The organism is Stenotrophomonas maltophilia group sp. LNF247 (assembly GCF_054083135.1).
In genome coordinates, this window is record NZ_JBSRQL010000015.1 from 34,065 (window position 1) to 48,962 (window position 14,898).

Sequence of the window (14,898 nt, forward strand, 5' to 3'; positions counted from 1 at the left end):
CCGCCGTGTCCTTCTTTGCAAACGTGGAACTGGTCCCAGGCGACCCGATCCTGGGCCTGACCGAGGCGTACAACGCCGACAGCCGCCCGACCAAGGTCAACCTGGGTGTGGGCATCTACTACGACGAGAGCGGCCGCATTCCGCTGCTGCGCGCCGTCAAGCAGATCGAGCAGCAGCTCGCCGCTGAAGCCAAACCGCGCGGCTACCTGCCGATCGATGGCCTGCCGGCGTACACGCAGGCCACGCGTGAGCTGGTGTTCGGCAAGGATTCGCCGCTGCTGGCCGCTGGCCGCGTGACCACCGCGCAGACCGTTGGTGGCAGCGGTGCGCTGCGCGTCGGCGCCGACGTGCTGAAGAAGCTGCTGCCGCACGCCACCGTTGCGCTGAGCAACCCGAGCTGGGAAAACCACCGCGCCGTGTTCAGCGCGGCCGGCTTCGAGGTGCTGGATTACACCTACTTCGATCCGACCACCCACGGCGTCAACTTCGACGGCCTGCTGGCGGACCTGGGCAAGCTGGAAGCCGGCACCGTGGTGCTGCTGCACGCCTGCTGCCACAACCCCACCGGTGCCGACCTCACGGTCACCCAGTGGAAGCAGGTCGCACAGCTGCTGAAGGACAAGCAGCTGTTCCCCTTCATCGACATGGCCTACCAGGGCTTCGACAAGGGCATCGAGCAGGACGGCGCCGCGGTGCGCATCATCGCCGAAGCCGGCATCGACAGCTTCATCGTCGCCAACTCGTACTCCAAGTCGTTCTCGCTGTATGGCGAGCGCGTGGGTGCGCTGTCGATGGTGGCGCCGACCGCCGCTGACGCCAAGGCGGTGCAGTCGCAGGTCAAGCGCGTGATCCGCACCATCTACTCCAGCCCATCCACCCACGGTGCTGCGCTGGTGGCCGGCGTGCTGACCCACCCGGAACTGCGCGCGATGTGGGAGCAGGAGCTGACCGAGATGCGCGAGCGCATCCATGCCCTGCGCCAGGGCCTGGTCGAGAAGCTGGCCGCTGCAGGTGCCCCGCAGTTCGGCTTCATCAACGAGCAGGCCGGCATGTTCTCCTACTCCGGCTTGAGCCGTGAGCAGGTCGAGCGCCTGCGCGACGAGTTCGGCATCTACGCCGTCGGCACCGGTCGCATCTGCGTGGCCGCGCTGAACCAGAACAACCTGGAATACGTCGCCAAGGCCGTGGCCACCGTCGCCAAGGGCTGAAGCAACGCTCCAGTGGCTTGAGGACAAAGGCGCCGAAAGGCGCCTTTGTTTTTTGCTCCTGCTCTTGCCTTTGCCATCCCCACCGCGCTCGCGGGGAACCCTGACGCTCGCGGGAGGGGGAGGCGATGCAGGACCGTTGGCGCCATGGATGGCGCCATCGAGCTTACAGGGACGTACTTGCAGCGTGTCCTGCATCGCCTTCCCCTCCCGCGAGCCTCGACAAAAGGAAGGCGCCACGAGCGCAACGCATCTGGAAACGATTACGCCTTCCCGCGCTCACGCACGCCCCCGCCATACGGGCGACAATAGGCGTTTTCCCGCTGCCGAGACCTGCCCGCCCATGTCCCGTACTTCGTTGACCCGCTTCCTGATCCAGGAACAGCACGCCGGCCGCATCAATGCCGACCTGCGCCAGCTGATCGCCGTGGTGGCCCGCGCCTGCACCAGCATCTCCATCGCCGTCAGCAAGGGCGCCCTCGGTGGCGTGCTCGGCGATGCCGGTACCGGCAACGTGCAGGGTGAAGCGCAGAAGAAGCTGGACGTCATCAGCAACGAGATCCTGCTTGAAGCCAACGCCTGGGGTGGCCACCTCGCCGCCTGCGCCTCGGAGGAAATGGACCACAGCCAGCCGGTGCCGGACATCTATCCGCGCGGTGATTTCCTGCTGCTGTTCGACCCCCTCGATGGCAGCTCCAACATCGACGTCAACGTCTCCGTCGGCACCATCTTCTCGGTGCTGCGTTGCCCGACCAATGTCGAACTGCCGGGCGATGACGCCTTCCTGCAGCCGGGCAGCAAGCAGATCGCCGCTGGCTACTGCATCTACGGGCCCAGCACCCAGCTGGTGCTGACCGTCGGCCATGGCAGCCACGCCTTCACTCTGGACCGCGAGAAGGGCGAGTTCGTGCTGACCACCGAGAACATGCAGATTCCGGCGGCCACCCAGGAATTCGCCATCAACATGTCCAACCAGCGTCACTGGGAAGCGCCGATGCAGGCCTACGTCAGCGACCTGCTGGCGGGCAAGGAAGGCGCGCGCGGCAAGAACTTCAACATGCGCTGGATCGCCAGCATGGTGGCCGACGTGCATCGCATCCTGACCCGCGGGGGCATCTTCATCTACCCGTGGGACAAGAAGGATCCGTCCAAGGCCGGCAAGCTGCGCCTGATGTACGAGGCCAACCCGATGGGCCTGCTGGTCGAACAGGCCGGCGGTGCCGCCTCGACGGGCCGTGAGCGCATCCTCGACATCCAGCCCGACCACCTGCACCAGCGCGTGCCGGTGTTCCTGGGTTCGCGCGAGGAAGTGGCCGAAGCCGTGCGCTACCACCACGCGCACGACGACGCACAGGGCTGACGGCCTATCGCCTGACAGACGTCATGGCAGTTCGATGACATGACCGTGGGGTGACACCAAGGGCGGCAAACGGCACCATCAAGCCGTTGCCGCCTAAGGAATGCACGCATGCACGAGCAGGGCCCGGTCGATTTCATCGAAGTCATCCACAACGCCGTCCCCAGCGAGGTCTGCGCGGCCATCGTTGAACGCCTGCGCGCCACGCGTGGCCTGCAGCCCGGTGCCGTGGGCAGTGGCGTGTTCCCGGAACTCAAGCACAGCAAGGATCTGCGCATCAGTGGCCTGGACGGCTGGCAGGATGTCGACCAGCAGCTGCAGATCGCGGTGTTCAACGGCCTGCTGACTTATCTACGCCGTTATCCACAGGCGTTGATTGCGCCGCTGATGTTGCAGATCCAGGACAGCAACGGCCAACCGCGACGCCTGTCTGCCGAGGACTTCCCTGACATGCCGCCGCAGCAGCTGGCCGACCTGGCCCGCACCTGCCTGCGCCCGGGTGCGATCAACCTGCAGTGGTACGCAGCGGGCGAGGGCGGTTATCCGTACTGGCACTGCGAGCTGTACCCGAAGGATGCGCAGGCCGAGACTCTGCACCGACACGTGTTGTGGACGCTGTACCTCAACGACGACTTTGACGAAGGCGAGACCGAGTTCCTGTTCCAGGGGCGGAAGATCGCACCACGCACCGGCAGCCTGCTGATTGCGCCGACGGCGTTCACCCATACCCATCGTGGCAATCGCCCGCAGGGCGGGGACAAGTTCATCGCGACGAGTTGGATCCTGTTCCAGAGCGCGCAGAAGTTGTTTGGGGGAGGGTGAGGTCATCGTACTTCTCCCGATTGGAGCCGATATCCAGGCAAGTTCGTTATGCCGTCGGTGGTTTACCGGGCCTCAGGATAGCAGTAGTAGTCGCCGCCCCTGTCCGAGTCCCAGTAGGTTCCTCCATAGAGCTTCACCGTACTGCCCCTTGTCGTCAGCTCTACCGAGCGCGCCAGGCGATCCTCGCAGAAGACCATCAATCTGTAATGGCGCTGCCGTTTGTCTTTCTGCAGTCGCCACCGCTTCTCTGCGGCTTGTTTGATGAAGAAAGCGGCGATCTGCTCTGGATCAGATTCGAGTTCGGCGTCGAAGACGGCCCCAAGAACGTGACCTTCGGTAAGAACTTAACGTTCGTGGGATGGCTCCCTGAAGGAAGTTCAAAGGTCTCGGTAGCAGCGCGCAGTTCTGCTTCTGTTGGCTTTCCGGTCCAATCGGCACCTCCGGTGGATCCGAACATTGAAAGATAGGTACCGCCTATCAGGCCCGCAATGACAGCGCACAGGAGCAGATGGCGCAGCGGTACCTTTTTCATGGCCCATTCCCCGACTGCCGTTGTTCGCCGCCACTTGAATCCCGCAAGGCTTCAGTCGTCTTTGCACCGAGCACCGGATCATTGATGCTCGACGGACCGGGTCGCTTGCGAGGACGACGTCGATACAGGATCCCTCCCGCTGCCCCACCAAATACGGCCATGCCGAGGCCGACCAGCTCTTCGCTGCCTAGCGGATCCGCTGACAGCAATTTGGCCGCTGTCAGTAGAAGAAAGTTCAATGGGAGCATCCACAGGAACGCGATGCCCAGCCAGTAGATGATCTTCATTTCATGCGCTCATGGATCCGGAAGCATCGACTTGAACCAGTAGGCGGATATGCTTCGCATCCATGATGCTGAACTCTTTCGTCTCTAGCTCGCGCAGCTTGCGCATGTCTATTCCATGGTGTCGAAACATCGAAATCAGCTCTCTTACGCTGGCCTCATCCATAGCCGACCGATCCATGGAAACAATGCTCCTGCTGAGAGATCCTTGGACGGGAGCTACACCTTGCGCCCTCACCTCTGGAGAAAAATTCATCTTCGTCCAGCCGTAAATGAAACCTCAGGAATTTGATTTCCAACCTCAACATGTCCAGAGCACGGAAAAGTTGCTGGGCGTAGACTGATTCACCCGACTATTGGGAGGGACAAGGGATAGCCAGGGATTGGAGACCCAGCCTTGCCATACACTTGGCCTTCTCGACAGAGATTTCCTTGCATCGACATGTGCACTGTAGATCGAATGATGTGTCCTCGATTCAATGCAGCCTTTCGAATCGAGGACACATCGTCCCAGCCCGTATTCGTCTCCGGCACTGCATGGCCACTCCCTCAGTAGCCTAATGCTGTGCTCCACTCTGTATAGAGATATGGGAATTGGCAGCGACTAATGTTGATTGTTCCCGTCTGACCGGCACTTCCTAATAAATCCATCTCTGAACTCGTTGGGCCTTTGCGCACTGCCATTCGTCGTTAGGCGAACAAAAAGTGGCCCCTGGGGCTGTCCAGTTGCCATCGCGAACAGCGCACTCTGACCTTCTGGTCCATCGTGCACTGCAATCAGCGTGAACTCGCCTTTGGCGTACTCTCCACGGCGGCGCTCGCCGATTGTGAAGCCGGGATGTCCACCAATCAGTACGTCAATACGGCGCTTCCCGTCTACGAACACCCCGGTTTCAAAGTCAGGCCCAGGAGCGTCGGATTGAAAGCGCATGCCAGATTGAACCTCTGCGCATACGTTGAATCGCTTACTTATTGGGGCCAGCTCCTTGGCGTGGCAGCCCAGCATCATATAAGCGACTAAACAGCACAGTATGGCGGTCCTATTTGCACCCACACCCTTTGATAATTGCCTCATTGCCCGCCTTCAATACGTCTTCTATGTTTTTTTCATTGACGGAGTTCATGTTAATCACTCTGCCCATGATTCCGGTTCCGTAATCAGGCAATCCCATCAGATGCCCTGCTTCATGAGCGAAGGTGGCTGCGCCCCACTGTCCAGGCAGATACCATACGCCCTCATTCATCCACACCCGATTTACCCAAGACTCATGATCGCCCTGGCGAATCGACACGGCGTTGGTTCTGACAGGATCGTACTTGTCCATTTGCATGACAACCGTCGTGACCTGGTACTTCCCGAATCTCCCAGTCCATGCCTTTTCGATTGCACTGGCCATCGCAGCCGCCTGAGCATTGCTTCCATTCTGGAAATTGATAGGCAAAGCGATGCCAACATTATTTCCTGATTTGGTACATGCATATGCGATAAGCCCGAGAGGATCGACATTGCTCATGGGATTGCCACCAACATATGCGTAGGTGTTGGCGCCACCTGCCAACCCGATCGGATCACTCTGCACATACCGGCCGATGCTCGCGTCATAGTCGCGGAAGCCGCTGTACCAGAGGCCGCTTTCCACATCGTAGTACTGGCCCGGGAAGCCAATGTTCAACCCGCCAATCTCATCCTTCTGGACACTGCGCCCATAGGCGTAGTTGTACGCCTTCCAGACGGTCTGCTGGCTCGGGCTGGTGACGAACTCCGGGCGTCCAAGATGATCGGTATGCACATAATTGTGCTGCCCGCTGCGAGCCAAACCCACCAGTTCACCTTCGAACCAGAAATAGTTGGTCCACACGCCATTGTTCAGCTCGGTCATAAGCTGGTTTTGGCCAACGTAGAAGTAGCGACTGTTGGTGTTCTGGTTGATCTTTGCAACGCGCTGCCCCTGCGCATTGAGCACGTAATCAGTCGCAGTGCCACCTATGTTGCTGCGGCTCATGCGATTGAATGCATTGTACTCATAGGTGCTGATCCGGCTGCCTGCGGTCTCGCTGATACGATTTCCCAATGCGTCGTACTGGTACTGACGGCTGCCGTCCTGGTTGGTGTAGTTCAGCACCCGGTTGCTCCCCGGGTCGATGCTGTATTGGGTCAGCTGATTGCCTGCCTGATAGCGGTCGTGATTGCCGCCGGCATCGTAGGAAAGATTGTTGATGACACCGAAGCGGGTCAGCTTGGTCATACGACTCAACGCGTCGTAGCCGATCAACTGGGTCATGTTCGGGTCGACAGCGTCGACAATGGCGGTGATTTCGCCATCGCCGCTGTACTGATAGTCCCAATAGCTGACCTTGCTGCCATTGGGTCCCCAGACCGACATTGCGGTCAGCCGCCCCTCCTGATCATGGTTGTAGCCCCGGGCAAGCCCGTTGCCATAGGCCAGCCACTCATGCGCTCCCGTGACCTTCCAGTTGGCCTGGGAGATGATTGAGCGTTGAGTCCCGTCGACCGTCGCCATCAACGCACTTGGTTTTCCTTGGGAGCCATATGTGTAGGTCGCCTTGTCACCGTTGGGATAGGTGATCTGGCTCAGGCGATTGATGCCGTCGTATCCATAGGTGGTGCTGTAGTCCGTCTTCTGACCAGACAAATCGGTGAAGTCGCGCCGTATCTGCAGCTGTCCGTTCGGTGTATAGGCAAAATGGGTGGCGGTTCCGGGCCCTGAAGTGCCGCACAGCTGACCTTTACCGTTGCCGCACCAATCGTAGCTATAACCCATTGTTCGGCCTTCTGCGCTCGCAGAAGTCATTCGTCCCAGACCGTCGTAGCCGAAGGAGACGACGCTGCCATCGGCCCGCGCCGTCGATGTCCGCAGACCTGCAGCATCGTACTGGTGCTGTGTCGTTCCCGTATCCGGACTCACCTGTTTCCACATCTGGCCGAAACCATCGAATTCGTAGGTGGTAACGAGATTGCGGGGATCGCTCACACGGATGGGGCGATCTGCCAGGTCGTAGGCAATCTGGGTCGTGCCCCCGGCGGCGTCGATTGATTTGATCAGGCGTCCACGCGGATCGTAGCTCATTCGGGTGACGCGATTCTGCGAATCGGTCACCTGGGTGACGCGTCCCTCCGCGTCATAGGCATAGCGTACGTTCTGTACCCCATTGCCGCGCTCGACGATCACGCGGCCCAGTTCGTCGTACTCATATGTGTTGACGGAGACAACAGCGTTCAGCCCGATCAGGGCAAGCGTCAGTGCTGGCATATGGATGGTCCTTTCTTACCGAGGGCGTTCGCAGACGCTGCGACCGCAACTTCCCTTGTTGTTCTCGACCGACTGAAAGACGTTTGCTTCCACGGCCCAAGCCGCACCACCGGACGCAGTTCTCGCGCAGTACCTGTAGTTCACCCTCTGGATAACAGCATTCGATGGGATGAGGGGTAAGGTCAGTGTGGTCATCACATCGGCGCCTCGCAGGTGGTGCTGTTTGGCGGGCAGTACCAATCCGCGTTTTCTACCGCGATCATGGTGTAGGGCCGGGGTCCCCAAGCCCTACCGCTGGTCGCCATCTGGGCAATATATGCAAAGCTCCTGATCCCGATGCCATCGTGGTAGGGCGCAACGTCGATGCTGAACGATGCAATCCCTCCAGGGGATACTGGCCCAGCCAGTGCTCGGGATTGATCCAGCTGGTCCTGGCCCCATGCAAGGTAGGTGTTTCCGTCCCATACGACGTTGCCTGTGTTGCGGACCTGTATGGTCAACGTGCTTTGCCGTCCATTGGTGATGTTGGTGGGATAGGCGTTGAAGGAAACGAACTCCGCACTCCGCACAACGGCCGGAACGGTGAAAGTGCCCGAGCGATTGATGGTCAGGTTCGGACCGCCAACAGGCGAGATACCGTGCACGTATAGTGCTTTGCCCCCGTGATTCGATCGTACGTTGCCGTCAAGAGGAATCTTGAACCAATAGGCACTTCCGCGTGCCTGGCACGCGTTGGCAACGTTTCCGTCGGTCGCCAAGTTGGCGCGGCCCGAAGCGACGAATGTACCGCCACCAGCTGCGCCACCGGCATAGACGTGTACGTCGATCGAGGCGTCCACGCCAACTGAGCAGGCCCAGCCTTCAATGAAGAAGTTCCAGTTGCCGTCCTGGGTCACGCCGCCGATGTCACCAACGATGGTTGCCGTTGGAATCGCAAACACGCCTGAGTTCGCGAGCGGTCGATCCTGGCCGCGGCCCTGCGGAGATTGGCCGTAGACGGAGAACTTGCGACCGCCCAACTGTTGCCTCTGGGCTAGCGATATCGGCAGCTGATACCTATAGGCACTCCCTGATGCTTGGCAAGCGGCTGCAACTCCTGGCTCGCTGGCAAGGTTTGCTTGAGTGCTACCCAGATAGACGTTGCCGTCGGCGTAACCGTCCACCTGGATTGACCCAGCCGAGCCAGTGGAACAAGCCCAGCCACGTACGAACCAGTTCCACTGCGCATCATGAGTGATTTCGTCAATCACGCCGCTCACCATCGAACCCATTGGATAGTCGGTTTGTGAAACCTCGGTGCGCGTGCGATTGGAAGCGTTGTTGTAGCTATGATGGGTCCACGCCCACTTGCCGTCCCCCATCGAACGGACTTCCTGTGTCAGGCGGCGCCCTGCATCGTAGCCGTAGCGGACTGTCACGCCATCAGGCTGGGTAAGCGATGCGATGTCACCTGCAGCGGTGTAGCCAATGGCGGTCGTCGCCCAGCCGGTTCCCGAACTGGTTCTGTCGGATACAACGCGGCCACGGCCGTCATACGTCAACTCTCGCACACCACCATTCGCGTTGACGATGCGCCCCGGCAGCCCCAGCCCGTTGTAGTTGGAATAGCTGATCGTATGACCAAGCGCGTTGGTGACACTGGTCAGATCGCCCTGACTGTTGAAAACGGAGGTGACGTCGTCCTGCGCAAGCGGTCCATCGACTTTGATGGAGGCCTTCAATCCGTTTGGGTGATAGGTATACGTGCTTCGGGTCACTCGCGTCTGGCTGGGCACTCCACGTGCCGTCAGATTGCGCTCGGTTGCGCTGGCCACGTTTCCGCGATCATCATAGGAATAGGCAACTTCAAGATCACCCACCACCGTTGTCTTGAGGAGTCGGTTGCGCGTGGTATCCCACTCCTGCAACGTCGTACGTTCGGCCGAGCTGCCGACCGCTTCCACCCGCTTCAGCAGGTAACCCTGTGCGCTGTAGTCGAAGTTGGTCAGATTGTCCTGGAAGTCATGGACCAGATCAGGATATCCGTTGGCGTCATAGCTCTGCTCCTTGTAGCTGGCAGGGCAGTTCGGCGAGGGATCACCCTTGGTCGATACCATCTTTCCGTCCTTGAACGTGTAGGTGGTGCTACGGCCAAGAGGGTTGATCACAGTGACATCAATATCGACGGGCCGCGTAAGGCTCGGCGCAGCGGCGGCCGTCATACCGAGAGCGCTCTCCATCGGCAGCGAATCAACAGGCAGCGAGCGCGGTTGATAGCAGATGCGTGAGCCTCCGGTGCGCTGTTCGCACCATCCACGCTCTTCGTCGGCGCGCACACCGCCGGGTCGAGTCGGCGCGGGCGGCGGGAGCACCGGTTCGGTGCTGCGCACGGCATAGCTGAAGCGGAATCGCTCAATACCACCGTTGTGCTCCGTGCTGATGGCGCGCCGCTCCGCGTCGTACGCAAACGTGGAATAACGCACGCCATCAAAGGACTTGCCAGTCAGGGCACCCGGGAAGCGGGCATCTTCGTAGTGGTAGCTGATCGTCGTCGCTGGTGTGCCTGGCAGCGTCGAGCTGGCAAGCCGGCCACGTCCGTTCCCGAAAACATTGGGGGTATAGGTGTAGCGATAGATGTTGCCGGCTGGATCGGTCACCTGGCTGACCTGTCCGTTGGCCCAGCCAAAGCTGACGCTGCGTCCCGAGGAGTGCGTCACCTTCTGCAGGTAACGGTCAGCATAGGAGAACGTCCAGCTCACGCCCTGCTCATTGCTGAGTCGGGTGATATAGCCCTCGGCGTTGTAGGTCTCCGTACCGTTGTTTTCGTTTCGAAGCGTAAACGTGCCATCGCCGTTCGCGGAGAGGTACGCGATGGGCTGGGCCTTGTCCTCATACCAGCGACCGCTGGCCGGATCCTTGAGGTACTTGATGCGACGACCGTCGGGCCGTTGCACCCACGCCAGCTGATTTGCATCGGTGAATGCGAGCGAATAGTCGAAGTTGCTCAGCCAGTGATTGCCGAACAGCCCGGTCGCGCTCCAGTAGTGATTGTAGTTGCGCTGCAGGAACAGGCCCATTTCGCCCTGGCTGGCGAAATCAAGTTCTGGTTCGACCTTGTTGCCGCTGTAGAGAACGACAGGATTGCCCTTGCGGCCGTTGCAGTCCTTCTCTTTGTCATCGGTCGGCTGCTCCTTCGCGGTTTCGGTCGGAATTGCACCGCCGCCGCCGCCATTGTCCATTTGAGACTCGGACAGGTGGACACCACTGCCGCCGCCAAATCCAAAACCACCTACACCGCTACCTCCAGCAGGGCGTTTTGCGGTGACCTGAACGGTTTCGAGAGTGTTTGCCGCAGTTGCCAATGTCATCGGCAGGGAAAGGAGCGGCAGAAGAAGAAGACGGGACTGCAGAGTGTTCCGTGTTGCGACGTGCATCATGCGCTTGCCTATCTCCTCATCCGAGACCGAGTCATTCAGTCATCGGGTGTTCATGTTTGTGGCGAGTGTATGACGGCCCTATGGCAGCTTGCAATAGATGGAGACGTACTTTCATTGGCATTGCACGTCGCTGGACGAGCGAAGGCAGGCAGCCGAGTGGTGCGTGCGTCAGAACAACGACCCCTGCGGCGAATCCTTCTTCGGCGGCAACGGCTTCAGGAACCGGCTGCAATCCAGCTTCGGCCAATGGCTGTTCTGCGCATTGAAACCCAGACGCTTGCGCGCCAGCTTGAAGCGGTTGTTCAACAGATCCGCATACACACCTTGGCCGCGCATGCGCGTACCGAACTGGCTGTCGTAGTCCTTGCCGCCACGCAGCTGCTGGATGGTGCTCATCACATGCGCGGCACGATCGGGATGATGGGTGTCCAGCCAGTCGCGGAACAACGGCGCCACTTCAAGCGGCAAGCGCAGCAGCACGTAACCAGCGGTACTGGCGCCAGCGTCGTGCGCAGCCTCCAGCACGGCCTCCAGCTCGCTGTCGTTGATCCATGGGATCACCGGCGCCACCATCACACCGACCGGAATGCCCGCTTCATGCAGACGCTTCATCGCGCGCAGCCGTGCATGCGGCGCCGATGCGCGCGGTTCCAGCTTTGCGGAAAGATGCGGGTCCAGCGAGGTCACCGAGAAGTGCACGCTGACCAGGTTCTCCGCCGCCAGCGGTGCAAGCAGATCGATATCGCGCTCGACCAGTGCGTTCTTGGTGATCAGCGAAAAAGGATGCTTGGTTTCCAGCATCACTTCGATCAGCTGGCGGGTCAGCTTGAACTTGCGCTCGATCGGCTGATACGCATCGGTGTTGATGCCCAGCGCGATCGGCTGCGGCACGTAACCCGGCTTCGACAGCTCCTTGCGCAGCAGTTGCGGCGCATTGGTCTTGGCGAACAGCTTGGTCTCGAAGTCCAGGCCCGGCGACAGGTTCAGATAGGCGTGCGAGGGGCGCGCGAAGCAGTAGGAACATCCATGCTCGCAGCCGCGGTAGGGATTTACCGACTGGCTGAAGCCCACGTCCGGCGAGGTGTTGCGGGTGATGATGCTACGCGCGGTCTCGGCGCGTACTTCCGTGCGCAGGCGCGGGGCGAGGAATTCCTCGCTCTCGTCCACCGCCCAGCCGTCGTCCACCGCCTCGCTGACGGTGCTTTCAAAGCGCCCGGCAAGGTGGGACGTGGAACCTCGGCCCTTGATCGCGATACCCATTGCGGCAGATTACGCCGCAGCCGTCTCAATGGCTGCGACGGCTGCCTGAAGGGTTCAGGGCAAGTCTGAGCCGAGCGTGGGCTCGGCTCTACAGTGGATACGGATACCTTTTGTAGAGCCGAGCCTACGCTCGGCTGCAATACATCAAAGCAGCGCCAAGTACCCGCGCACGGTTGCATCCAGCCCTTCATACAGCGCCTCGCCGATCAGCGCGTGGCCGATCGACACCTCCAGCACGTCCGGCACGTGGGCCAGGAAATCGCGCAGGTTGTCCTGCGACAGATCGTGGCCGGCGTTCACGCCCAGGCCGACGGCCTGCGCACGGCGTGCAGCAGTGGCGAACAGCACCAGCATCGCGTCAGCATCGCCGGCCGCGTGGGCTTCGGCGTACGGGCCGGTATAGAGCTCGATGCGATCGGCCCCGACTTCGGCCGCCTGCTCCAGCAGCGGGTTGCCCGCGTCGACAAACAGGCTGACGCGGCAACCCATCGCTTTCAGTTCGGCAATCAGCGGGCGCAGCCGCTCGGCATCCCGCTCGAAGTCGAAACCATGATCGGAGGTGATTTGGCCGTCCCCGTCAGGCACCAGGGTGGCCTGCGCCGGGCGGGTCTGCGCGCACAGCGGCAGCAGGCCGGGGTAACCCTCGCGCGGCGGCGCGAACGGGTTGCCTTCGATGTTGAACTCGACACCGCGCGCGCGGGTCAACGTGGACAGCGCAAGCACGTCCTCGGCGGTGATATGGCGGCGGTCCGGTCGCGGATGCACGGTGATGCCATGCGCGCCGGCATCCAGGCAGGCCTGGGCGGCACGCACCACGTCCGGTTCGGCACCGCCGCGCGAATTGCGCAGGACGGCGATCTTGTTGACGTTGACGCTGAGCTGGGTCATGGAACGGAACTACTTGGAAAGAGGGGACGGATCGTGGTCGATGGGGTCTTCATCACGGCGGGCCTGGGCCTGCTCACGCAGGCGGCGCAGTTCTTCGGCATCGACCAGCGTGGACGGATCGCGCTGCAGATCACCGAAGCGGGCCACGTAGCGGCCACGTACCCAGGCCAGCAGGAAGGCGAGGGCGGCCAGCAGGCACAGGCTCATCAGCCCGGCGTTGGGAGTCTTCAGCGCGAAGGCGAAACAGCCCAGCGCCAGCAGCAGGTACAACCAGTACATAGTCGGGCTCCCCGGGTGATCGGCGCAGTGTAGCGCTGCGTCAGAGCAGCGGCGAGGCCAGCCGGGCGAAGGCTTCCGGCAGGCGGTGCAGCCACAGCGAGCGGCCGGCCTGGTCGTGCACCCGCGTGGAACGGTCGAATTCGCCCTGCAGCAGTTCGGCCAGGGCAGCCACCCGGTCACGGTCGCTGATCATCATCGACAGCTCGAAGTTGAGCCGGAAGCTGCGGTGGTCGAAGTTGGCGCTGCCGACGATGCAGACATCATCATCGGCGATGAAGGCCTTGGTATGCAGCATGCGTGGGCCGTACTCGTAGATCTTCACCCCTGCGTGCAACAGTTCATCGAAGTAGGAGCGGGCGGCCTGGGTCACGAACCAGGAATCGCTCATCTTCGGTACCAGCAAGCGCACATCCAGGCCGCCGAGTGCAGCCGAGGTCAGCGCCATCCGCGCCGCTTCACCCGGCACGAAATACGGTGTGACCAGCCACACGCGCTCGTGCGCTTCCTGGATCGCCGCCACATGCAGGCGATGGATCGTTTCCCAGCCCGAGTCCGGGCCGGAGACCAGCACCTGGGCGTTGATCGCACCATCACCGCGCAGCGGCATGTCGGCTGGCCACAGGCGGGCGATGTCCATGCGCGAGGGATCCTGCCCGCTGGCGTAGAGCCAGTCCTCGGCAAATACCAGCTGCAGGCTGCGCACTACATGGCCGCGGATGCGCATGTGCAGGTCGCGGTAGGCATCCGCCCTGCGGCTTTCATCCTCGTCGTCGGTGATGTTGATGCCACCGGTGAACGCCAGCCGGCCGTCGACGATCACCAGCTTGCGATGGGTACGCAGGTTCAACCAGGGGCGCTTGAACGGCTTCAGCAGCTGCCGTGGGTGGAACCAGATCGCCTCACCACCGGCGTCGAGCAGCGGCTGCAGGAAGCGGCGGGGCAGGGCGGAAGAGCCCACGGCGTCGAGCAGCAGGCGAACCTGCACGCCGGCCTGTGCGCGTTCCACCAGCGCGTCACGCAGGGCGGTGCCGGCATGGTCCGGGTTGAAGATGTAGTACTCCAGATGCACGTGGTCGCGTGCCTGTGCGACGGCCTCAAGCAGCGCCGCGTAGGTCGCCGCGCCGTCCACCAGCCATGTCACTTCGGTGGCGCTGCTCGGCGCAAGCCCGGTCGTGGCCTGGGCGATCTTGGCCAACTCGGTGCAGTCGGCGTCGGGTGGGCAGACGTCGCTGTAGTGCTCCATGCCCGACCGCGCGCGGCCACGGCGCAGACGCTGCCGCTTCACCTTCTGCGGGCCCAGCAGGTAGTAGATGAAGAGGCCCAGGTACGGCAGCAGCGCCAGCGACAGGATCCAGCTCAGCGTCGCGACCGGCTCGCGCTTCTGCAGCATGATCCAGCCGGTCAGCGCGAGCAGGTACAGCAGGTAGGCCACCGCCAGGATCGAGCCAAGGTGGGCGATGCCGTCGAGCCAATGACGCACGGAGTCGAAGAGGGCGAGCATCCGCCGATCATAGCGGTCCAGGCCGGCAGGCATAAAAAAAAACGCCCCTGTCTCCAGGGGCGTCTGCAGTCGCGTCATGACT

Annotated in this window: 11 protein-coding genes; 3 read left to right on the plus strand and 8 right to left on the minus strand. The window is 61.6% G+C overall.

The features are described 5' to 3' along the window. Positions 1–5: 5 nt before the first annotated feature. The 3 genes from ACTXG9_RS14710 to ACTXG9_RS14720 all read left to right on the plus strand — a co-directional run bounded on the left by ACTXG9_RS14710 (position 6) and on the right by ACTXG9_RS14720 (position 3,384). A complete protein-coding gene (locus ACTXG9_RS14710) occupies positions 6–1,208 on the plus strand; it encodes an amino acid aminotransferase (RefSeq protein ID WP_111099267.1) in 1,203 nt (400 codons plus the stop codon). 340 nt (positions 1,209–1,548) lie between these two features. After that, entirely contained in the window at positions 1,549–2,565 is a 1,017-nt protein-coding gene (locus tag ACTXG9_RS14715) for a class 1 fructose-bisphosphatase (protein WP_206621829.1), read from the plus strand. A 108-nt stretch (positions 2,566–2,673) separates the two neighbouring features. After that, positions 2,674–3,384: a 2OG-Fe(II) oxygenase gene (locus ACTXG9_RS14720; RefSeq protein ID WP_014035427.1), complete on the plus strand. Its 711-nt coding sequence runs from the start codon at positions 2,674–2,676 to the stop codon at positions 3,382–3,384. A 196-nt stretch (positions 3,385–3,580) separates the two neighbouring features. Here the strand turns inward: ACTXG9_RS14720 and ACTXG9_RS14725 are convergent, their stop codons facing one another. From ACTXG9_RS14725 to cls, 8 genes are all read right to left on the minus strand, one after another. Further along, positions 3,581–3,916 (minus strand): hypothetical protein, encoded by a 336-nt coding sequence (locus ACTXG9_RS14725; RefSeq protein WP_241745043.1) that lies wholly within the window; start codon positions 3,914–3,916, stop codon positions 3,581–3,583. Then, a complete protein-coding gene (locus tag ACTXG9_RS14730) occupies positions 3,913–4,203 on the minus strand; it encodes a hypothetical protein (RefSeq protein ID WP_100053429.1) in 291 nt (96 codons plus the stop codon). Before ACTXG9_RS14730 ends, ACTXG9_RS14725 begins: the two co-directional genes overlap by 4 nt. Positions 4,204–5,240: 1,037 nt before the next feature. After that, a complete protein-coding gene (locus tag ACTXG9_RS14735; RefSeq protein ID WP_134735723.1) occupies positions 5,241–7,472 on the minus strand; it encodes an RHS repeat-associated core domain-containing protein in 2,232 nt (743 codons plus the stop codon). Positions 7,473–7,666: 194 nt separating this feature from the next. Beyond that, entirely contained in the window at positions 7,667–10,888 is a 3,222-nt protein-coding gene (locus ACTXG9_RS14740; protein WP_134735722.1) for a DUF6531 domain-containing protein, read from the minus strand. 168 nt (positions 10,889–11,056) lie between these two features. Then, positions 11,057–12,148, minus strand: a complete 1,092-nt coding sequence (locus tag ACTXG9_RS14745) for a PA0069 family radical SAM protein (protein ID WP_019337496.1) — start codon at positions 12,146–12,148, stop codon at positions 11,057–11,059. Between the two features lie 144 nt (positions 12,149–12,292). Then, positions 12,293–13,036 (minus strand): pyridoxine 5'-phosphate synthase, encoded by a 744-nt coding sequence (locus tag ACTXG9_RS14750; protein WP_053442312.1) that lies wholly within the window; start codon positions 13,034–13,036, stop codon positions 12,293–12,295. A gap of 9 nt (positions 13,037–13,045) precedes the next feature. Then, on the minus strand, positions 13,046–13,315 hold the full coding sequence (locus ACTXG9_RS14755; protein ID WP_329866731.1) for a hypothetical protein: 270 nt from the start codon (positions 13,313–13,315) through the stop codon (positions 13,046–13,048). Between the two features lie 40 nt (positions 13,316–13,355). Further along, the gene (gene cls, locus ACTXG9_RS14760; protein WP_456115724.1) at positions 13,356–14,816 is read right to left on the minus strand and encodes a cardiolipin synthase; all 1,461 of its coding nucleotides are present in this window, start codon (positions 14,814–14,816) and stop codon (positions 13,356–13,358) included. Positions 14,817–14,898 lie beyond the last annotated feature (82 nt).

Coding starts and splice junctions, on each gene's coding strand:
- ACTXG9_RS14755 (WP_329866731.1), bottom strand. CDS start 13,315: ATGTACTGGTTGTACCTGCTGCTGGCGCTGGGCTGTTTCGCCTTCGCG.
- ACTXG9_RS14730 (WP_100053429.1), bottom strand. CDS start 4,203: ATGAAGATCATCTACTGGCTGGGCATCGCGTTCCTGTGGATGCTCCCA.
- ACTXG9_RS14740 (WP_134735722.1), bottom strand. CDS start 10,888: ATGATGCACGTCGCAACACGGAACACTCTGCAGTCCCGTCTTCTTCTT.
- cls (WP_456115724.1), bottom strand. CDS start 14,816: ATGCTCGCCCTCTTCGACTCCGTGCGTCATTGGCTCGACGGCATCGCC.
- ACTXG9_RS14720 (WP_014035427.1), top strand. CDS start 2,674: ATGCACGAGCAGGGCCCGGTCGATTTCATCGAAGTCATCCACAACGCC.
- ACTXG9_RS14725 (WP_241745043.1), bottom strand. CDS start 3,916: ATGAAAAAGGTACCGCTGCGCCATCTGCTCCTGTGCGCTGTCATTGCG.
- ACTXG9_RS14750 (WP_053442312.1), bottom strand. CDS start 13,036: ATGACCCAGCTCAGCGTCAACGTCAACAAGATCGCCGTCCTGCGCAAT.
- ACTXG9_RS14735 (WP_134735723.1), bottom strand. CDS start 7,472: ATGCCAGCACTGACGCTTGCCCTGATCGGGCTGAACGCTGTTGTCTCC.
- ACTXG9_RS14715 (WP_206621829.1), top strand. CDS start 1,549: ATGTCCCGTACTTCGTTGACCCGCTTCCTGATCCAGGAACAGCACGCC.
- ACTXG9_RS14745 (WP_019337496.1), bottom strand. CDS start 12,148: ATGGGTATCGCGATCAAGGGCCGAGGTTCCACGTCCCACCTTGCCGGG.